Annotated in this window: 17 protein-coding genes; 10 read left to right on the top strand and 7 right to left on the bottom strand. The window is 68.7% G+C overall.

The genetic code is table 11. The features are described from left to right. Positions 1–5,880: PE family protein (locus ACZY1I_RS20375; protein WP_463756273.1), on the top strand; the 5,880-nt coding region annotated here is incomplete at its 5' end. 37 nt (positions 5,881–5,917) lie between these two features. Here ACZY1I_RS20375 and ACZY1I_RS20370 read toward each other — a convergent pair. After that, the gene (locus tag ACZY1I_RS20370) at positions 5,918–6,457 is read right to left on the bottom strand and encodes a DUF3515 domain-containing protein (protein ID WP_463756272.1); all 540 of its coding nucleotides are present in this window, start codon (positions 6,455–6,457) and stop codon (positions 5,918–5,920) included. A 99-nt stretch (positions 6,458–6,556) separates the two neighbouring features. Between ACZY1I_RS20370 and ACZY1I_RS20365 the strand changes: the two genes are divergently transcribed. From ACZY1I_RS20365 to ACZY1I_RS20350, 4 genes are all read left to right on the top strand, one after another. Further along, a complete protein-coding gene (locus ACZY1I_RS20365) occupies positions 6,557–7,525 on the top strand; it encodes a thiamine-phosphate kinase (protein WP_463756271.1) in 969 nt (322 codons plus the stop codon). Between the two features lie 86 nt (positions 7,526–7,611). Beyond that, the gene (locus tag ACZY1I_RS20360) at positions 7,612–7,902 is read left to right on the top strand and encodes a DUF1330 domain-containing protein (protein WP_463756270.1); all 291 of its coding nucleotides are present in this window, start codon (positions 7,612–7,614) and stop codon (positions 7,900–7,902) included. Next, complete coding sequence (locus ACZY1I_RS20355; RefSeq protein ID WP_463756269.1) at positions 7,899–8,582, top strand: uracil-DNA glycosylase; 684 nt, start codon at positions 7,899–7,901, stop codon at positions 8,580–8,582. The genes ACZY1I_RS20360 and ACZY1I_RS20355 overlap by 4 nt, the downstream gene beginning before the upstream one ends. 59 nt (positions 8,583–8,641) lie before the next feature. Further along, entirely contained in the window at positions 8,642–9,292 is a 651-nt protein-coding gene (locus ACZY1I_RS20350) for a nitroreductase (protein ID WP_463756268.1), read from the top strand. 6 nt (positions 9,293–9,298) lie between these two features. Here ACZY1I_RS20350 and ACZY1I_RS20345 read toward each other — a convergent pair whose 3' ends face one another. Genes ACZY1I_RS20345 through ACZY1I_RS20330 form a run of 4 tightly spaced genes read right to left on the bottom strand, consistent with a single transcriptional unit; the run spans position 9,299 to position 13,022 of the window. Continuing rightward, positions 9,299–10,129 (bottom strand): oxidoreductase, encoded by an 831-nt coding sequence (locus ACZY1I_RS20345; protein WP_463756267.1) that lies wholly within the window; start codon positions 10,127–10,129, stop codon positions 9,299–9,301. Position 10,130: 1 nt separating this feature from the next. Continuing rightward, positions 10,131–11,375: a hypothetical protein gene (locus ACZY1I_RS20340; RefSeq protein WP_463756266.1), complete on the bottom strand. Its 1,245-nt coding sequence runs from the start codon at positions 11,373–11,375 to the stop codon at positions 10,131–10,133. After that, complete coding sequence (locus ACZY1I_RS20335; protein ID WP_463756264.1) at positions 11,368–12,567, bottom strand: sulfotransferase family protein; 1,200 nt, start codon at positions 12,565–12,567, stop codon at positions 11,368–11,370. The genes ACZY1I_RS20340 and ACZY1I_RS20335 overlap by 8 nt, the downstream gene beginning before the upstream one ends. Positions 12,568–12,578: 11 nt before the next feature. Next, complete coding sequence (locus ACZY1I_RS20330; RefSeq protein WP_463756263.1) at positions 12,579–13,022, bottom strand: nuclear transport factor 2 family protein; 444 nt, start codon at positions 13,020–13,022, stop codon at positions 12,579–12,581. Between the two features lie 99 nt (positions 13,023–13,121). Between ACZY1I_RS20330 and ACZY1I_RS20325 the strand changes: the two genes are divergently transcribed. Both ACZY1I_RS20325 and ACZY1I_RS20320 read left to right on the top strand, forming a co-directional pair. Further along, a complete protein-coding gene (locus ACZY1I_RS20325) occupies positions 13,122–14,021 on the top strand; it encodes an SDR family NAD(P)-dependent oxidoreductase (RefSeq protein ID WP_463756262.1) in 900 nt (299 codons plus the stop codon). Further along, a complete protein-coding gene (locus ACZY1I_RS20320) occupies positions 14,014–14,835 on the top strand; it encodes a mycofactocin-coupled SDR family oxidoreductase (protein ID WP_463756261.1) in 822 nt (273 codons plus the stop codon). The genes ACZY1I_RS20325 and ACZY1I_RS20320 overlap by 8 nt, the downstream gene beginning before the upstream one ends. A gap of 10 nt (positions 14,836–14,845) precedes the next feature. Here ACZY1I_RS20320 and ACZY1I_RS20315 read toward each other — a convergent pair whose 3' ends face one another. Both ACZY1I_RS20315 and ACZY1I_RS20310 read right to left on the bottom strand, forming a co-directional pair. Beyond that, positions 14,846–15,502: a response regulator gene (locus tag ACZY1I_RS20315; RefSeq protein WP_463756260.1), complete on the bottom strand. Its 657-nt coding sequence runs from the start codon at positions 15,500–15,502 to the stop codon at positions 14,846–14,848. Then, entirely contained in the window at positions 15,499–16,731 is a 1,233-nt protein-coding gene (locus ACZY1I_RS20310; protein ID WP_463756259.1) for a sensor histidine kinase, read from the bottom strand. The genes ACZY1I_RS20315 and ACZY1I_RS20310 overlap by 4 nt, the downstream gene beginning before the upstream one ends. A 133-nt stretch (positions 16,732–16,864) precedes the next feature. Here ACZY1I_RS20310 and ACZY1I_RS20305 point away from each other — a divergent pair, with 133 nt between their 5' ends. From ACZY1I_RS20305 to ACZY1I_RS20295, 3 genes are read left to right on the top strand one after another with little or no spacing between them, the layout of a single operon-like run. Beyond that, a complete protein-coding gene (locus ACZY1I_RS20305) occupies positions 16,865–17,251 on the top strand; it encodes a hypothetical protein (RefSeq protein WP_463756258.1) in 387 nt (128 codons plus the stop codon). Positions 17,252–17,276: 25 nt separating this feature from the next. Beyond that, positions 17,277–20,126: an MMPL/RND family transporter gene (locus tag ACZY1I_RS20300; RefSeq protein ID WP_463756316.1), complete on the top strand. Its 2,850-nt coding sequence runs from the start codon at positions 17,277–17,279 to the stop codon at positions 20,124–20,126. A 17-nt stretch (positions 20,127–20,143) separates the two neighbouring features. Then, positions 20,144–20,602, top strand: coding sequence for an SRPBCC family protein (locus ACZY1I_RS20295; RefSeq protein ID WP_463756257.1), 459 nt, complete (start codon positions 20,144–20,146; stop codon positions 20,600–20,602). Positions 20,603–20,612: the final 10 nt, after the last annotated feature.

The raw sequence follows: 20,612 nt of genomic DNA, 5'->3' as shown, positions 1-20,612 counted from the left end.
GGCGCCGAAGGTTCTGCCCCGACGGGTGTGTTGGGCAATGGCGGTGCGGGTGGGGCCGGGTTCAGCGCCACCGGTATCGGTAGCGGTAACGGCGGCGCCGGTGGCGTAGGCGGTGCCGGCGGTGATCACGGCAATGGTGGGGCCGGGGGTGCTGGCGGTGATGGTGCGGTCGGCCAGAACGGCGCACAGGGTTCGGTGGGCAGTGAGTCCGGCGGTGATGGTCAGGTGGGTGGCTCCGGTGGTGTCGGTGGTGCCGGTGGTGCTGGCGGGTCGCTGGTGGGTGCGGGTGGAGTTGGCGGTGCCGGTGGGCAGGGTGCTGATGGTGGTGATGGCGGCGCCGGGATCACTGGAGCTAACGCGACGGCGGCGGGGGCGGCGGGCACGGCGGGCGGCTCGGGTGGTGACGGCGGTGCCGGTGGTAATGGTGGCGGCGGCGGGCTGGGCGGTAAGGCTGCGGATGGCACTGCGGCAGCTTCGGGTGCTGGTGGCAACGCCGGTGACGGCGGGAACGGCGCTATCCCGGGTGATGGCGGTGCGGGTGCGGCCGGAAGTAGCACGGTGCGTGATGGCGGGGCCGGTGGCGCGGGCGGGAATTCCGGTGTCGGTGGTCAGGGCGGCACCGGTGGTACCGGCGCCAGTAAGGGCAGCGACGGCGCCGAAGGTTCTGCCCCGACGGGTGTGTTGGGCAATGGCGGTGCGGGTGGGGCCGGGTTCAGCGCCACCGGTATCGGTGATGGTGACGGCGGCAATGGTGGTGCTGGCGGTGCGGGCGGCAACTTCGGCAATGGTGGTGTCGGGGGTGCGGGCGGCAACGGTGGGGCCGGTGCGGCGGGAGTGAATCCGAACCCGGTGGCCCCGGCGGGTAACGGCGTTGATGGCGATAATGCTCCGCCGGCGAGCACGGCGACGGCGGGCACCGCGGGCAGTGATGGCGTGGTGGCTGGGCAGGCTGGCGGTAATGGTGGCAAGGGCGGCGCCTATGTGAGCACCGACGTCAGCGAGGCCGGTGTGGGCAAGGCTGGCGGCGATGGCGGCGACGGGGGTGTGGGCGCGCCGGGCGGGAAGGGTGGTGTCGGCGGGGCTGGTGGCTCGTACGTGCTGGGGCAGGCCACCGGGGCGACCGGTGGTGCCGGCGGCGATGGTGGTGCGGGGGTGGCTGGTCAGGCCGGTGGCGCGGGTGGTGTGGGCGGCGCCGGCGGTCTAGGTGGGTCGGTGCGTGGTGATGGCGGCGCCGGAGGTGTCGGGGGTCTGGGTGGTGTCGGCGGTGCCGGCGCTGCGGGTGCCCAGGGTGGCGCCGGTGGGGCCGGCGGGTTGGGGGCGTCCACTGATTTCCCGGGTATGGATTTGACGGGTCCCTCGACCGGCGGTGACGGCGGGGTCGGTGGTGCCGGCGGCACTGGTGGCGGTGGCGGTGCCGGTGGTGTCGGGGGTGCCGGCGGTGTCGGCGGCGCCCATCAGGCCGCGGGATACGGCGACGGTTTCCACGGGGTCGGCGGTGACGGCGGTGCTGGCGGCACGGCCGGGGTGGGCGGTGACGGCGGGACCGGCGGGGCCGGCGGTCAAGCGACCACCGGCGGTAATGGTGGGGCCGGCGGTGTGGGTGGCAACTCGGGCGCGGTCGGTCAGGGCGGTGCCGGCGGTGACAGCGGCGGCGGGAATTTCGGGGCCAAGGGGGCGGCGGGTCAGCTTCCGACGGGGACGTCGGGTCACGGTGGTACCGGTGGTGCCGGTGGTGATGCGACCAGTCCGGGTCCGGGACCGGGCCACCTGGCGGGTTCGGGTGGCGATGGTGGGGTCGGTGGGGCTGGCGGCAACCTCGGTGATGGCGGCACCGGCGGTGCCGGCGGTGCCGGCGCGATCGGCGCGGCGGGTGTGGACGGGGTCAACCCCGATGAAACGGGTGGCAATGGCGGAACGGGCGGGGCCGGTGGTGTCGGTGGTGCCGGCGGCCTGGGCGGGTCGATCCGTGGTGACGGCGGTACCGGTGGGCTCGGTGGGACCGGCGGTGGCGGCGGGACCGGTGGGGCCGGCACCGACGGGGCGGACGCGATCACGGCCGGCGGAGACGGTTTTGAGGGCGGCCGCGGCGGCAATGGTGGTCTGGGCGGTGTGGGTGGTGCCGGCGGTGTCGGTGGCGGGCATCAGGCTGCCGGGTTCAGCGACGGTTCCCACGGTAAGGGCGGTACCGGCGGAGTGGGTGGCACGGCGGGGACCGGTGGCGATGGCGGCGCCGGCGGCGCCGGGATTGATGCGGCGATTGGCGGTGCGGGCGGCGCCGGTGGTGATGGCGGCAATGCGGGTGCGGTCGGGTTCGGTGGTGCCGGTGGCGATAGCGGCGACGGGACCAGCGGTGCCACGGGTGCCAAGGGTCAGCTTCCGGCCGGGACGTCCGGTAACGGGGGTGTCGGAGGTAAGGGCGGCAATGCGACCGCTGCGGCGCCGGGTGATCTGCCCGGCACGGGCGGGGCTGGTGGTGTCGGCGGTGACGGCGGCAACCTGGGCAAGGGCGGCACCGGCGGCGCCGGCGGCAATGGCGCGACGGGTGCGGCCGGTGCTGACGGGGTCAACGCGGGTGACCCGGGCGGCAGCGGTGAGACTGGCGGTGCTGGTGGTGCCGGCGGTGCCGGCGGCCTCGGCGGGTCGGTGCGTGGTGACGGCGGTACCGGTGGGCTCGGTGGTACCGGCGGTGGCGGCGGGACCGGCGGGGCCGGTGTCAACGGTGCGGACGCGCAAACTGCCGGCGAAGCAGGGCAGAACGGTGGTGCCGGTGGTGACGGTGGTACCGGCGGCCAGGGTGGCGCCGGCGGCAACGCCGGGGGCGTCGCCAAGGGTGGTTCGGGCAGCGCAGGGGTCAACGGCACCGGCGGCACCGGCGGCACTGGCGGCCAAACCGGCAAATCCGGGGACGGCGGTCGCGGCGGGGGCGGCGGAATCAGCAACCCCGACGGCGGCCGTGGTGGCGACGGCGGCAACGACGGCACTGTCGGTGCCGGCGGCAAAGGCGGCGCCATCGGTCAAGGCGGCACCGGCGGCAGCGACGGCGCGACCGGCAAAGCTGGCGACATAGCCACCAGCGGCGGCAACGGCGGCCACGGGGGCAACGGCGTCAACGGCGCGGGTCCGGGCGGCGTCGGCGGCAAGGGCGGGGCCGGCGGCAATGGCGGTTCGATCTCCGGTGACGGCGGTAAAGGTGGGGCCGGCGGCGCCGGCGGATACGGCGGCGGCGGTGGCTTCGGCGGCCCCGGCGACACGCCGGGCTTCCCTTTTACTGATTCTGGCGGGCCCGGTGGGGCGGGCGGTGCCGGCAAGGACGCCGGTAACGGCGGTGCCGGCGGTGCCGGCGGTGCCGCGCTGGGATCGGGTAACGGCGGTGCCGGCGGAGTCGGCGGGGCCGGCGGCCGAGGCGGGTCCGGCGCGGAGGGCGGGGACGGTGGGGCCGCCGGTGAATTCGCTGTCGGCGCTTCGGGCGGGGCCGGCGGTGGCGGTGGTAGCGCCGGTAACGCCGGCTACGGCGGGGTCGGCGGCGCCGGCGGCGCAGCGAACGGGTCCGGTGTCGGCGGACTCGGCGGGGACGGCGGCGTCGGGGGCGCTGGCGGTGACGGAGGCGCTGGCGGCGGCGGCGGGGCCGAGGGAGGTAGCACTACAGGCGGTACCGGTGGGGCCGGCGGCAACGCCGGTCAAGCCGGCTATGGCGGCAGTGCTGGCCGCGGCGGTGACTCGGCTGCCGGGGCAGCCGGCGATGGCGGTAATGGTGCCGCCGGTGGTGCGGGCGGAGTGGCCGGGGCCGGTGGTGCCGGTGGTTCGGGCGGCGGAGCCCCCGGGGCGGTCGGTGCGTCGGTCGTCGGTGGGGCCGGCGGTGCCGGCGGTGACGGTGGTGAGAGCGCGGCGCTAGGGGCTCCCTCCGGTAACGGTGGTAACGGCGGATATGGCGGGCTGGGCGGCAACGGTGGTGGCGCTGGCGGGGCCGGCGGTAACGGCGGGCCGGTCGGCAACGGCGGCGACGGTGGCTACGGCGGTTACTCGCCCGGTGGCAACGGCGGCAACGGCGGGGTCGGCGGCTCGGGCGGTTCGATCTCGGGTGATGGCGGCGACGGCGGCGCCGGCGGCGGCGGTGCTGCCGGCAAGATCGGCGGCGATGGTGGCGCTGGCGGTAACGGCGGGTCGGTCGGCAACGGCGGCAACGGCGGCAGCGGCGGCAGCGGTGGCAAGGGCGCGACCGGCGGGCAAGGCGTCGACGGGGGCGGTACCGCCGGCGGCGCCGGCACCTCGGGCGGCGCCGGCGGCAACGGCGGTGCTGGCGGCTTGGGTGGCTCCATCTCGGGTGACGGAGGCGCCGGCGGGGCCGGTGGGGCCGCCGGTAACGGCGGTAATGGCGGCCGGGGCGGCAACGGCGAATCGCATGGCCAGTTCAGCACTCTCTCTGGCCAGGACGGCGGGGCCGGCGGGGTCGGCGGCGCCGGCGGGGCCGGCGGCGCTGGGGGCGTTGGCGGTGTGGCCCTGGGTTCAGGCAACGGCGGGGCCGGCGGGTCCGGCGGGGCCGCCGGCGTAGGCGGGTCCGGCGGCGATGGCGGCTTCGGTGGCCAAGCCGGCGGTCTTTCCCTCACCGGCATCGGCGGAACAGGCGGTGCCGGAGGCAGCGCCGGCGATGGCGGCCTCGGCGGCGTCGGCGGGTCCGGCGGCACGGCCCTGGGATCGGGCGACGGTGGGCTCGGCGGGTCCGGTGGAGTCGCCGGTGACGGCGGCAACAGCGGTCATGGCGCCACCGGCGGGGCCGCCGGCGGAGGCAATGGTGGATTCGGCGGGGGCGCCGGCAACGCCGGACAGGGCGGCGTCGGCGGCGCGGGCGGTGTCGGCGGCGCGGCCAACGGGTCAGGCAACGGCGGTGACGGCGGCGCCGCCGGCCGCGGCGGGTTCGGTGGCAACGCTGCCAATGGTGGTGACGGTGGTGATGCCCAGGCCGGTAACGGCGGCGTTGGGGGTAACGGCGGTGTCGGTGGCGTCGCGGGCACTGGCGGAACCGGCGGTGCCGGCGGTGCGGCATTCGGGTCGGGCAACGGCGGTGTCGGCGGGGCTGCCGGTGACGGCGGTGACGGCGGTGTCGGCGGCAATGGCGGTGTCGGCACTTACTCCGGCGACCAAACCGGTGGTAACGGTGGTAGCGGCGGTAAGGGCGGTGCCGGCGCCGTTGGTGGCAGTGGCGGTGTCGGCGGTAGTGCCACCACCGGCTCCGGCGGCAACGGTGGAGCCGCCGGTGACGGCGGTGACGGCGGTGCTGGCGGTTCCGGCGCAAAGGGGGACGCGCCCTTCGGTGCGGGCGGCAACGGCGCCGTTGGCGGTGCCGGCGCCGCCGGTGGCAGTGGCGGTGATGGCGGCGAAACCATCTCTGGCTCCGGCGGAAATGGCGCGACCGGGGGCAACGCCGGGGCTGGTGGTCAAGGCGGCAAGGGCGGCGACGCCACCGGCAGCTCGATCGGCGGCGCTAACGGCGGGGCTGGCGGTAAGGGCGGTGCCGGCGCCGCCGGTGGCGACGGCGGTACCGGCGGCAGCGCGAGCGACACCTCTGGCTCGGGCGGCAGCGGCGGCAACGGCGGTAACGGCAGCACCGGCGGTGGCGGCGGCATCGGCGGCCACGGAGCTGACGTTACCGACTCTTTCAACCACGACGGGGGCAACGGTGGCAATGGCGGAAACGGTGGTGCGGGTGGGAACCATGGCGACGGCGGGCCCGGCGGGAACCCCGACGGTACGCCCGGGGATCCCGGTACGGCCGGCGACGGCGGCGCCGGCGCAGCCGGAGGCCCCGGAGGCAGCGGCGGCACCGGCGGCGGCACGCCGGGCACGCCGGGCGTCCACGGCCAGGACGGCCCCGACGGCACGTGATGCCCAGCTCTGGCCGGCTTCAGTACCGGGTCAGGCCTTAGCGAACCGGCGCGGGATCGATTGCCACCGCTGCAATCGTGTGGTCGATGACGGCGGAAAGGTCTTGAATCGCTTCGGGTCCCGACCCGGCGGGCAGCGTCAGCGCCACGTACACCGGACGGTCCACCGTGTACCAAGTGGACCGACCCGCGTCAGCGTCCGATTGCGCGGCCGCCTGGAACCACAGCACCCGGTCGACGCCCTGGATCGGCGACCCGACTACGAAATCTTCGGGCCGCTTGAGCCCGCAGCGCACGACGACCTCTTCGCCGGCCGCCGACTGCCAGGCACTCGCGCCTTCCGGCACCGGCTCGGCGACCGCGGCGCGCTCAAAGTCCCCAAGCCGCTGCGGCAGTGCCGCGATCAGCGCCTGGCAAGCGGGATTGGCGGCTTGCGGGGCGGGCAAAGCGGGGACGACAACCGGTTGCCGCGATGACTGACGGGTAGCCGCGAAGACAAGAATCGCGCCAATTGCCGCCACCGCCAGCGCCAACGCGCCGATGAGCACCGCACGTGGCGGGCCGTCCGAGTCGGACACCTGCCACCTCCTATCTCATACACTGGCGCGGTCCGCTGGTGCGGGCAGTGACCCAACCTATCGCAGGCCGGACAACCCGCCTGCGTCCTTGGAGGTGGCGTGCGCGACGAGGCGTCGAGGGAGTCGCCCACCCTGCAGCAGTCCGGTGAGTTCGGCGTCATCGAGCGGTTGGTTCGGGATCGCCGGCAGCCCGCCGCGGTCGAACTCGGGCCCGGTGACGACGGGGCACTGGTGTCTACCGGCGACGGTCGCACCGTGGTGTCGACCGATATGTTGGTGCAGGATAGGCACTTTCGGCTGGACTGGTCCACGCCGCACGACGTCGGCCGGAAGGCGATCGCGCAGAATGCGGCCGATATCGAAGCGATGGGTGCGCGCCCGACCGCATTTTTTGTTGGATTCGGAGCGCCCAAATCGACTCCGGTCAGCGATGCTGCTGCACTGCTCGACGGCATGTGGGACGAAGCGGAGCGAATCGGAGCCGGCATCGCCGGCGGGGACCTGGTCAGCTGCCCGCAGTGGGTGGTGTCGGTGACTGTGCTCGGTGAACTCGACGGCCGGGCCCCGGTGTTGCGGTCTGGCGCCAAAGTCGGGTCGGTGCTAGCCGTCGCCGGCGATCTGGGTCGCTCTGCTGCTGGATATGAGCTGTGGCGCAACGGGATTCAGAAATTCGACGATCTGCGTCAACGACATCTGGTGCCACAGCCGCCCTATGGTCAGGGCGCGCTGGCCGCCGCCGCGGGTGCCGGAGCGATGATCGACGTCTCCGACGGGCTTGTCGCCGATCTACGCCACGTTGCGAAGGCATCCAGGGTGACACTCGACTTGTCCACCGCGACGCTTGCGGCCGATCACGAAGCTTTGACCGACGCCGCCGACGCCGTCCGGACCGACCCGTGGGCGTGGGTACTCGGCGGCGGCGAAGATCACGCCCTCGTCGCAAGTTTCCCTGATGCGGTGCCGTCCGGTTGGCGGGTGATCGGCCGGGTCGTCGAAGGACCGCCTCTAGTGCTCGTCGACGGCACGGAGTGGTCCGGATACGCGGGTTGGGAGTCTTTCGCAGGTTGAGTCTGCGCTCCTGGCGACATCCACTCGTCTTTTCGCGCCATAGACGCAGACTCAATGCAGCCGATCCGCCAAGTTAGGGTGGCGCGGTGACCGTGTACGCGATCGCCCAACTGAAATTCACCGACCGGGCGGCTTATGACCGGTATCAGGCGCGGTTCATGGATGTATTCAGCCGCCACCCGGGAACATTGCTGGCCGCCGACGAGTCGCCGCAAGTTGTGGAGGGCGACTCAGACCGGGAGAAGGTGGTGCTGATGAAGTTTCCCGACGAGGCCGCGTTCCGTGGCTGGGCAGATTCGCCGGAATACCAGGAGATCTCGAAGGATCGGGAGGCCGGAGCCGAAACCGTGGTGCTGCTGGTGAAGGGACTGCAATGACGGCAAAGCCGCTGAGTGAACTCGTCGAACCGGGGTGGGCGCAGGCGCTTACGCCGGTGGCCGACCAGGTGTCCCAGATGGGGCAATTCCTGCGCGAGGAGATCGCCGCCGGGCGGCGCTATCTGCCCGCAGGTCCGAATGTGTTGCGCGCCTTTACTTTCCCCTTCAAGGATGTTCGGGTGCTGATCGTCGGACAGGATCCCTATCCCACCCCGGGTCACGCGGTGGGCCTGAGTTTCTCGGTGGCGCCCGACGTACGACCGCTACCGCGCAGCCTGTCCAATATTTTCGACGAGTACACCGCCGACCTCGGCCATTCCAAGCCGTCGTGCGGTGACCTGACGCCGTGGTCGCAGCGCGGTGTCATGCTGCTGAACAGGGTGCTGACGGTGCGGCCCAGCAACCCGGCGTCGCACCGGGGCAAGGGCTGGGAAGCCGTCACCGAGTGCGCGATTCGGGCATTGGTCGCACGTGAGCAGCCGATGGTCGCAATCCTGTGGGGACGCGACGCGTCGACCCTCAAGCCGATGCTGGCCGAAGGTAGCTGTGCCACTATCGAATCGCCACACCCGTCGCCACTGTCGGCGTCGCGCGGGTTCTTCGGATCTCGGCCGTTCAGTCGCGCCAACGAATTGCTCACCGGGTTGGGCGCCGATCCGATCGATTGGCAGTTACCCTAACGGCAAATGCAGTCAAATGACTGAAGCGAACAATTCGCACTCGATGACAGCATCTAGGTATGTATGACCTCGACGAAACCATCCGGCAGCGGCGATCGAGCCGCATGTTCCTGCCCGACCCGGTGCCGCGCCACCTGATCGAGGAGGCACTTGAGCTTGCCGTGCGCGCGCCGTCGAACTCGAATGTGCAGCCATGGCATATCGCGTTCACTTCTGGGGCCGCGCGGGACCGCTTGGTTGCGGCCCTGTTGGAAAAGGCGAATTCGAAGCCGCCGAAGGTCCCGGAATTACCGGCCGCGTTCGCGCACATGCGACGAGACTTGGGCGGGCAGGTCTACGGCTCGATGGGCATCGCCCGCAACGACAGTGAGGCGCGCCGCATCGCCGTGCTACGGAACTGGGAATTCTTCCGGGCGCCGGTTGGGGCTGTGGTGTTCATGCACCAGGACCTGGGTCTGGTCGACAGCATGGGTGTCGGCATGTTCCTGCAGACGTTGCTACTGGCATTGACCGCCCGCGGGCTCGGCACCTGCGTCCAGGTGTCGATCGCCGGATATCCCGAAATCATCCGAGAACAACTCGACATAGCCGCCGAGATGAACGTCCTCTGTGGCCTGGCGATCGGCTATCCCGATCCCGACTTTCCCGGCAACAACCTGCGCACCCGGCGCGATGCCATCGAAGACCACGCGGTGTTCATCGACGAGTGAATGCCGTTACGAGCCTGGGAAATTCACGTCCTTGGTGACGGCCTTCCACTCCTCGATCGAGGCCGACGTGGCGGTGATCTTGTTACGCATCGCATTGAGCACGTCGCGGCCCAGGAGTAACCGCAGTGGCGGTTCGTCGAGTTCGGTGACCATCAGCACCGCCTCGGCAACCTTTCGCGGGTCACCGGGCAGGTGGTCGGCGAACTGCTTGATCAGATCCTTACGCGCAGCCACGTCGGCGTAATCGGCTATCGGGCTTGCTGTTTCCTTCATGGACCGGGAAGCCCAGTCGGTGCGGAAGGCGCCCGGTTCGATGGCGGTCACCTTGATTCCCAGCGGCTTCACCTCGGTGGCGAGCGCTTCGGTGACCGCTTCCAGCGCGAATTTGGTCGACGAGTAATACGCATTGGGTGGGTTGGCGACCAGGCCGGTCATCGAGGAGATGTTGATGATGTGGCCCGAATGCCGGGCGCGCATCGCGGGCAGCACCGCCTTGATCATGTCGACCGCACCGAAATAGTTGACGTCGAACAACTTTCGGACTTCGGCGTCTTCGCCCTCTTCGACCGCGGACAGGTAGCCGTGGCCGGCGTTGTTGACCAGGACGTCGATGCCGCCGAACGCGTCATCGGCCGCCGCCACCGCGGCCGCGATCTGGGTCGTGTCGGTGACATCGAGGGCGACGGCCAGGGCCCGAACGCCGAACTCGTCGACGAAGCCCCGCACCGCCTCCGCCCGTCGTGCCGTCACCACCACGCTGTGGCCGGCTTCCAGTGCGGCGCCGGCGATTTCGCGACCGAAGCCGGTGGAGCAGCCCGTGATCAGCCAGCGTGCCATGTCAGGCCGTACCTTCCGGCAGGCGCCGCAGATACGCCGCTCGGCGGTCGGACAGTTGGGTTTCTCGGGCCTGCTCGGTCACCCGAGGCAAGTACGGGACTTCGGCATCAAGGAGGTCCAACTGGATCACCCGTCCGCGAGCCCCGAGGTCTTCACGCGGACCGTTTTCGCCGAATTCGGCCATGCGCAAGGTGAGGATTCCCTCGCTGAGCCCGTTGGAGTCAATCCAATTCGCCACGCCAGGATCCTGCGGCGCGATCACATAGGTGTAGCTGCCGTCGTCATTGGCCAACGACTGCGCCTTATTGAGACTTCCGGTGTGGTCGATGATGTCGAGCGTGGTGCCCCAGATATTGCTCAGCGGCACCGTGAAGTACTCGGCGCCACCATCGTTGAGGTCGACGACAAAGGCCTCGTCGGGTGCGAGATCGAAACGGCCCATCACGTAGACCTGATTTCGCATGGCGCCGACCTTGTCGGCCGACCACGCCAGGTTGAAGTGGTTAGCCGGCATTTTATAGATGCCGTGACTGAGCTTGCCGGTGAAGTTGGCGAAGTACGCCATCATGGCCGCGGTCGCTTCGGCTTGCTCATCCCGGGTGCGCGCCGCCGCCGCTGGTGAGCCGCCGAGTCGCTCGACCTCGAAATAGTTCGGATCGTCGCGTTCCCAGTCCAGCAGCACATCCCGGATGTAGAACTCGTGTGCCGCGGGGGAGGTCTGCACATGGTTGGGCCGCCCGTTGGCAGGGTCGGCGTCGACGGTGATGGTGAAGCTGCCGTCGGAGTCGACCTGCATGGTGCGGCCGTTGAGCACGTCGATGGTGCCCATATTGGCGTCCCACAGGGTGAAATAGTTCTCGGTCATGCGGTGTTCACCGACCCGGCCACGGATCTCGTAGCGTTCGTCGCCCGAAATGGGAATCACCCGGTACACGCTGTCGGGATTATCGATGCCCCAACGGGATCCGGGAATTCGGCGGCCGTCCACTGGATGGCCCAGCCGGGTGATGCAACTGACCTTGGGCCGCAACTTGTCCTGGTTCGACGACCACACCGCCGCCGAGAACATCACCTCGGCGTAGGCGTCGTCGAACAGCTCACGCATCGCATCCGACGCCTTGGCCCGGCCCAGCCAGGTCTGCGCCACCGCTTCGTAGGCCGCCTTCACGGTCGGGTGCTCGGTCAGCTCGAGGGCGGCCAACTCCTGTTCGCGCTGGGACGCGGTGGAAACCGGATTGTCAAACATCAGCTGCTCTTCCTATGTATTCGCGAAAATGTTTGCTGTACAACATGAATCGTTCATCAACCTGCTCAGGCGTCAGTCCGTAGGTCTCCAGTCCATACGGCGGGCGCGCCCCCTCGCGGGGGCGCTCGAGAAGCCAGCGCCGCATTGCATCCTGCGCCTCGGCGGTCAACGGCAGCCCGACAGCGTCATAGACGCGGGCGACCTGCCCAATCGGATCCGCCACCGCGTCGTCGAAGCCGATGTCAGTGACCGGGGCCGAGTCGCCCCAGCCGGCCCGGATCGCCATCGCCCGATCATTGGTCCAGCCCATCCGTTGCAACCACTGCGCACCCACCCGGGCCACATCCACGTTGTCGGCATGCATGGCGTGCAGAGTCGCGTTGAGGCTGGCCCCGGACGCGATCGTGGTGCGCGGGTCACGATGCATGTGCACGATGTGCACATCCCCGAACTGCGCTTGAAGCAGATCCAGATAGCCGAGGTGCGCCGGTGACTTGAGCACCCAGCGCTGTGCTTTCTCGCACCCGACTTGGCGCTTCTGCCATTGCAGGAACTGCAGCATCCGGTGCAGGTATTCGTATGCCGCAGTGAAGTCCTGCTCGTCGAGCCAGGATCGGTAGGCCGGCAAGTGAGCACCGGATTCGGGAACATGCGACAGGAACGCGTCGGCCAGAAAGACGATCTCCTCCTCGGCTTCTTGCGCATACATGGGATGAATGGCGAACAGTTCCGGCGCCAGTTCACGCGACTTCGCTTCGCGCGCTTCGCTGATTGCGATCCGCGGATCGCCCGCACCCGGGGAGCCGAACTGGTAGTCGAGTCGGGGAGCGACCTCGACAACTTCCCAGCCGTAAGCGCAATTGAACCGAGGGTCGGCAGCCAGCAGGCGCTGCAAAAGCGTTGTGCCGCTGCGCATCATCCCGACGACGACGATAGGCGCCGCGACCTGCTCGTCGAGAATCTCGGGGTGACGCCTTATCCACTCCTGGGTACGCAGTCGCATCCGCAGGCTGTGCACGATGCCCGACCGCAGGATATGGACACCGATCGCGTTGAGGTCGGCCCGCGCATAGTCGGCCAGCAGCACCCGCAACGGGCGCTCGAACTCGCCCGGGCCCCAATCGCTCAGGGACTCTTTTCGCTGCGCATCGCCCAGCACAGTGGCCGGGTCGAAGGCGCTCGAGGGCTCCACCTAACGCCCGGTCAGAACTTCAGGTGGTGGCTGAGGTCGCCGACCTGGTCGATGAACATAGTGCGGCTCTCGAACCACCAGACTCCGTCGAGCCGCTGGAAAATGTCCTTATAGTGCCCGGTCACGATCACCTGCAACGGCAGATCGGGCGTGGCCTGCGTGACGCAGTAGTAGGACGTACTGCGTGCGGTTCCCGCGGCATCGTCGATGTCGAGTTGCACATTGGTGGTGTTGTGATGGGTCTTCGGGGTGCCGTCCTCATAGAGGCGAGTGCTCATCTCATACATCGCCCGTACCCCGGCAGCGCCGTTGAAGACGGTCTCCGGAGGACCGTTCTCCACGCCACAGATGCGGCCCCGGGCGAACAGTGCGGCGACCCCGTCCAGGTCGCCGCCGTCCAGGAGTTGCGCATAGGTATAGATCAGATTGGTGATTGCTATCGCGCTACCGGTCATATCGCATCACCTCGTCCATCCGCCGCTCCGCTGCGCCGCCAGACAATCTTGGCAGAACTGACTTAACGTGCGTTCAGTCGGCCCGTTAATCTGGTTGCCGTGACGTCATCGTGGACGCCGAGTCGACTCGGAGATCTGACTGGCAAGCGAGTCATCGTGACCGGCGCAACGAACGGCGTAGGTCTGGGCACGCTGCGCGGACTCGTGAAGGCCGGCGCCCAGGTGATTCTCGCCGTGCGCAATACCGAGCTCGGCGAGCAGCGAGCAGCGCAGGTGGGTGGCTCGACCAGCGTTGTGAAGGTCGACATGGCCGACTTGTCCTCGGTGCGAGCGTTTCCTGAACTGTTCGACGGTGACGTCGACATCCTGATCAACAACGCCGGGACGCTGACCGAGCGGCGGTCCGATACCGTCGACGGCTTCGAGGCGACGCTCGGCACCAATCTGCTTGGCCCGTTCGCACTGACCAACCTGCTGCTGCACCGGGTGCGTTCGCAGATCATCATCGTCGGCTCCGAAGCGCACAAGTCGGCGAAACTGCGACTCGACGACATGCATCTGCGGCAACACAAGTGGAACCGACTCGGCGCCTACGCAAGCTCGAAGCTCGCGGTCATGCTGTGGGGGCTGGAACTGGACCGTAGATTGCGGGCCGCCGGTTCGCCGATCGTCAGTCAGCTGACGCACCCCGGCTGGGCGGCCTCGAATCTTTCGCAGATCGGCGACTCGAAGTTGATGTCGTTGGGGCACAAGGCGGCTCAAGGTCTGGCGAATCGGCTGGGCAACGACATCGACCAGGGTGCAGCCCCGACCCTCTACTGCATCAGCGAACCGGTGCCACCGGGCAGCTACATCGGTGTCAGCGGAAAGCTCGGCCTCAGTGGTAGCCCCGTCTTCATCGGGCGCTCCGCACTGGCCGGTGACTACGACGTGGCAGCCCGACTCGTCGCTTTCGCCGAACAAGAGACGGGCACCACGTTGACTGTGCGCCATGGGTGAACTTGACGGCACCGTCGCCGTTATCACCGGTGCGGCACGGGGGCAGGGCCGCAGTCATGCCGTCGGACTCGCCAAAGCGGGCGCCGACATCATCGCCGTCGACATCTGCGCCGACATCGACGGAATCCCTTACTCGTTGGGCACCAAGGCCAATCTGGACAAAACCGCGCGACTCGTTGAGGCGGCCGGTCGCAAGGTGACGCCCGTGGTTGCCGACGTCCGCGACCTCGCGCAACTGGAAGCCGGAGTGCAGGCCGGCATCGACGAACTCGGTGATATCGACATCGTCGTCGCCAACGCCGGCGTCGTCGCGATCGGCGATGCGCAGATCCACTCCGAACCGGTGTTCAACGCAATTCTGGACACCAATCTCAAGGGTGTGTGGCACACCATGCTGGCCACGGTGCCGTCGATCATCCGTAAAGGGCGCGGCGGTTCGGTGGTGCTGATCAGTTCGGCGCAGGGCCTGACCGGCCGCGGCGGCGACGGCAGCGCCGGCATGTTCGCCTACGCCGGTGCCAAGCACGGCGTGGTGGGGCTGATGCGATCGGCCGCGAATGCCTACGGGCAGCACAAGATTCGAGTGAACTCACTGCACCCGAGCGGCGTTGCGACGCCGATGATCATCAATGACTTCGTCATCAACCAGATGATGGCGAACCCCCACCCGGCCGTCACCCAGACGTTGTTGCCCGACGTGCCACTGGTCGAGGCGCAGGACGTCACCGAGGCCGTGCTGTGGTTGGTGAGCCCGCGTGCGCGCTACGTCACCGGGGTGTCCATTCCTGTCGACGCCGGCCACGCCGTGATGTGAGGACGCCTCCTCAACGCGGCGCGACGAGTCCGTTGTCGTAGGCGTAGACGATGGCTGCGGCCCGATCGCGCAGGCCCAGCTTTGCGAAGATCCGCCCGATGTGGCTCTTGACCGTGACGCCTGAGATGTAGAGTTCTCCGGCGATCTCGTTGTTGGACAGGCCTTTCCCGATTAAGGTGAGTACGTCGAGTTCGCGGGCGGTCAGTTCGGCGATGTCGTTGCCGCGCGGACCGGACGCGGCCTTGCGGTAGGTATTGAGCACGCGCGATGTGACCGCGGGGTCGAGGTAGCTGTCGCCCCTCGCGACCGCTTGGACAGCGCGGATCAACTCCTCCGCCGAGGAGTCCTTCAGGACGAAACCGGCAGCGCCGGCGCGCAGCGCCCCGGAAAGCAGTTCGTCCTCGTTGAACGTTGTCAGCGCCAGCACCGGCGGCGTGCCACCCAGTCTGCGGGTGGCCTCGATGCCGTCGACCCGGCGCATCCGCAAGTCCATCACCACCACATCGGGTCGGTGCTCGGCGACCGCTGCCGGCACCTCGTCGCCGTCCGCGCATTCGGCGACGATCACGAAACCGTCCTTTCGGCGCAGGATTCGGCGCAACCCGGACCGCACCAGATCCTGGTCGTCGACGAGTAGCACAGCGATCCCGGGTTGGTCGTCGGTCATTGCAGCGGGCACCACCACGGCCGCCATCCGGTGTCGCCGTCGCGCAACGGGATCTCGGCGTTGACTTCCCACCCGTCCTCGGTCGGGCCGGCATCGATTGCCCCGCCGAGCAATTCGACACGCTGCCGCATCCCGCGTAGGCCTCGGCCTTCCGATGGCCTCGTCACGGACCCGACGGCAGCGACGGACGCCGGCAGTTGATCTCTGACCGCGAGTCGTGCCGAACGTGTGGAAATGCGCAGCGATACAGTCGATTTGGAGTTGGGTGCATGCTTGGCGATGTTGGCCAGCGACTCCTGGGTGATGCGATAGAGCGCCAGGCCGACGGCTGGCGATACATCCCGGGCAAGGCCGTCGATACACAGCTCAACGCCCAGTCCGGCCCGCTCGAAATCGTTGACGAGGGTGCTGATGTCGTCGAGTCCGGGCTCCGGAGTCCGCTGCGTGGCCCGTACCGGTGAGCTGTCCAGAAGTCCGACGGTACGGCGGATATCGGCCATCGCCTGGCGACCGAGCTGTTCGGCCTGTTCGAGCGCCTCCACCGCGTCGTCCACGTCGCGATCCTGTTGCAGCGCCCGGCGTGCCCCAGTGACGTGCAAGAGAGTGATCGACAGCGAGTGGGCGATGACGTCGTGCACTTCACGCGCGATGCGGCGGCGTTCGTCGGCGGCGGCGTGTTCGGCTAGTACTTTCTGCGCCTCGATCTGCTGGGCCAGCAACAGCCGTTGGGTGCGCATGAGGTAGCCGATCAGCCAACCGCTCGCGACGAAACCCAGATACAGCACCACCGCGTCCAACCGGTGCAGCATCGACGCGGCCAGCAGCAGCGCAGTCGCCGATACCGCGGCCAGCAGCCCGCCCACTCCGGAGGTCAGCGTCCCGATGACGCCGACCATCAACACCAGCAGCGCCGGCGCGAAATCGGCGTGGACCGGCGTCGACGTGGCGAACAACATCACCGCGGTGGCTATCCACCAGGTAATCCACAGCAGCCGGGGGCTGAACTTCGCATTGAAGAAGAAGAACATCGCCATCGGTGAAATAGCGATCGCCAAAGCGACAAGCGTGACAGGTATGTCGGCGGCGGGTCGCTGCAGGATGGAAATCACCGCGCCGAACACCACTATGGCATCGGTAATTATCACGAATGACCACGTGATACCAACGGGAATCAGCTCGCCCCGTTGACGCAGCCGTTCGCGCACAAAAGCGGTTGCGGTCCGCAACATCGTCTCATCGTAAGAGAGTTCCGAGTGCGGGCACATCGTCCCGTAGCCGGTAGCGGTCTCCTGCCGTGGTAGGAGGCCAAGACAGACCTTCGGCACGACGCGCGCCGCACCCCCGCATTTCTACGTTTGAGCCATGAGTAGAAACGGCTGGAATCTTCTGCACGAGCGCATGGCCTTCATGGCCCAACTGATCGAAGCTGCCGACACAGACCCCCATCTGGCGATCGCCCGCTTGTCCGAGACCGAGGTGTCTCGGCTGTTCGGCGACGAGGATGGCCTGTTCCTGTCCCTGCGGCAGCGCTGGCTGACCATGCTGTCGGCAACTCTGGACGAGGCCGACTATGAGGGCATTGCGGCTGACCAGGCCAGGGCCGACCTGGCGGCTGCCCAGCCCGGATTGCGGGCGCTGCTCGATGTGGCGGCGCGGCAATCCCTGCGGGTAAGGGCGCTTTCCCGAGGCGAAGAGCGCATGGTGGAGTGGTTCGAGGGATCGACCGACGATCGGAAGACCGTTGCGTGACGAGAGCCCGCACCCGTCGAGGTTCGTGCGGCTCGTCACCGGTCGGTCCGCCATCCTCGTGGTCGGCGCCTGGATCGTGGTGGCGGCCCTTGGGAATGTGTTTGTGCCGCAACTGGAACGGGTGATCGACTCACACTCCCGGTCCTTCATGCCCGCCGCTGCGCCGAGCGCGATCGCCGCGCAACGCGCCGCGCAGGTGTTCGCTCAGAAGCCCACCAACAACTTCGTCTACGTTGTGCTGGAACGAGATAAGCCGCTGGCCCGCAACGATCGCCAGTACTACGACGCGCTGACCGCGGCGCTTAGCGCCGACAAGCGTCACGTTTATGCGGTGACCGACCTGTGGTCCGCGCCCGCGACAGCAGCCGGCGCGCAGAGCCCGGACGGATGTGCTGTCAGCGTGATGGTCCGGTTGGCGGGCATGCTCGGCACCTCCGAGGCGCGTGAGTCGGTTGACTCGCTGCGCGGGACCGTCACCAGGTTGTCGCCGCCGGTGGGTCTGCAGGTGCACGTCACCGGTCCCGGCGCCACCATCGTCGACGAGTTCGCCGCCATCGATCGCCAAATGCTCGGCATCACCGCCGCCACTATCGGTCTTATTCTGCTGTTGTTGCTGGTGGTGTACCGATCGCCGATAGCGGCGGCGATCCCGCTGATCTCGGTCGGTCTCGGGTTGGCGGTGGCTCGCCCGATCGTTGCGGCGCTGGGTCTGTCCGGCGCGATCGAGGTCTCGTTGTTCTCGGTGGCGCTGATGGCTGCCATGACGCTGGGTGCGGGCACCGACTACGCCATCTTCCTGATCGGCCGCTACCACGAGGGTCGACGCGATGGCGTTCCGCCGGCCCAGGCGCTGATCGATGCCTATCGCGCCGTCGTGCCGGTGGTCATCGGATCGGCGTTGACGGTGTCGGTGGCCCTGGGGTGTCTGGGATTCGCCGAGGTGGGGATGTTCCGCAGTACCGGAATTCCCTGTGCGATAGGGATTCTCGCAACGATGGTAGCGGCGTTGACACTGACCCCGGCGCTGATGAGCCTGGCGCACATTCGCGGATTGCTGGAGCCGCGGCCGTCGACGACGGCGCGCCGCTGGCGCCGGGTGGGGGCTGCAGTAGTTCGCTGGCCGGCGCCGATCCTGGTCACCGCGGGCGCGGTGACACTGCTGGCCGCACTGCCGTTGGTCAGCGCACAAGTGGGCTGGAACGAACCTGCGGCCACGCCGTCGGACACCGAGTCGAGTCGCGGCTACGCGTCGGCCGACCGGCACTTCGCTGCTAACACGCTGCTGCCCGACGTGGTGACCATCGAGGCGGACCACGACCTGCGCAACCCGGCGGGGCTGATAGCGCTCGAACGAATCACGAAGCAGATCATGGCCATTCCCGGTGTGCGGATGGTTCAGTCGGCAACGCGCCCGGACGGCAAGGTGCCCGACCAGGCAACGCTCAGCTATCAGGCCGGCGAAGTCGGCCGCCAGTTCAACGCAACGGTCGACTCGCTGACCGAACGACTGAACCGGGTCGCGGAACTCGACAGTGTACTGGCGCAGACGCAGGCCGCGGTCGACCGCCTCGGCGGCGGACTGCGCGGTGGCAGCGCCGGGCTGGCTGACATGTCCGCGGCCACAACAGATATGAGCGCCGGCCTGGACGGCATAAACCGTACCGTCACGACCGTCTCGGGCTACCTGGACCCGCTGCGGGATTTCGTCGCCCGCACGCCGGACTGTGCTGCCAACGCATTATGCGACATGGTAAATCGAGTGGTGGAACCCGTCGACGGCCTCGTGGCGACCTCGACCCGCCTCGGTGACGGTGCCGCGAGGCTGACCCGCGGATCGGCCACCGCCGCCAATGCCCTTGCAGGACTTCCGCAATCGATCGCAGCGATGAACAATGCGCTGGCGCAGGCACGTTCGGCTACTCGCGAACTGTCCTCGCTGAGCCAGACGATGGGCCCGCAGCTGCACCAGCTGACCGCCTACCTCACCGAAATCGACGCACAATTCCAGGGCAGCGGTGCCTCAGGCTTCTATCTACCGCAGCGGGCGTTGTCCGACCCACGGTTCATGGAGGTGTTGCGCAATCTGATTTCCGCAGATGGTCGCGCCACCTATCTGTTGGTCTACGGCGACGGCGACGAGTGGGGGAGTGCGGGCGCCGCGCGATCCGAGCAGGTGAGTGCCGCAATCAAAGAAGCCACCAAGGAGGGCACGCTGACTCCGACCAGCGTCGGACTGGCCGGCGTCGGACCCGCGACAGCTGACCTGCGGCGCGCGGTCGGCAGTGATACCAGGCTGCTGGTCGCTGCGGCGCTGGCGCTGATCTTCCTGATCGTCACGACGATGCTGCGCAGTCCGGTGGCCGGCCTGGTCGTGGTCGGGACCGTTGTCGCCTCCTACGCTTCGGCGCTGGGTGCCAGTGTGCTGATCTGGCAGCACCTGCTGCATCAACCGCTGCACTGGGCCGTTGCGCCCATCGCGTTCATTGCCTTGATCGCTGTCGGGGCCGACTACAACCTGCTGTTGGCGCTGCGGGTACGGCACGAGTCCAGGGCGGGACTCAACACCGGAATCATCCGGGCGTTCGGCGGCACCGGCGGCGTGGTCACCACGGCGGGCATCGTCTTCGGCATCACGATGCTGGCGATGCTGGCCAGTAGTGTCCTGAGCATCGCGCAGGTCGGCACCACCATCGCGGCCGGATTGCTGATCGATACCTTGGTGGTGCGGGCTTTCGTCGTTCCGTCGTTGGTCGCACTCCTCGGACGGTGGTTCTGGTGGCCGAACAGCGGCGCCACCCGGGATTCGGCGACCCGGACCGTTGACGCCGAGTCGCACAGGGCTGATGGGGGAGCGGCGGTGCTCGTCGGACGCTGATTAGCTACGTTGAGATAATGCGGGAATCGGTGACAGTCCACATGGCGGCTCCAGCGGATGCGATCTGGGAACTGGTGGCCGACGTCCGGAACACGGGACGGTTCTCACCCGAGACGTTCGACGCCGAATGGCTGGATGGCGCCACCGGTCCCGCTCTGGGGGCGCGTTTTCGCGGCCACGTCAAACGCAACGAGATCGGGCCGGTGTACTGGACGACCTGCCGGGTGACCGCCTGCGAGCCGGGCCGTGAGTTCGGCTTCGAGGTGTTGCTGGGCGGGCGGGCGGTCAACAACTGGCACTACGCATTCGCCCCGACCGAGCAGGGAACCGACGTCACCGAATCGTTCTGGATCGGCTTCGACGACTCGAAAGTGCCGCGCCTGTTCAAGCTGCTCGGTGAGCCGCGCCGGCGGCGCAACATTCGCGACATGACCAAGACCCTCGAGCGAATCAAGGCGGTTGTCGAGGCGGCGTGACCGAACGCGG

It is taken from the genome of Mycobacterium sp. IDUB_37, assembly GCF_055419245.1.
The sequence above is the reverse complement of the archived record's forward strand: the minus strand, read 5'-3'. Positions and strand labels throughout refer to the sequence as shown.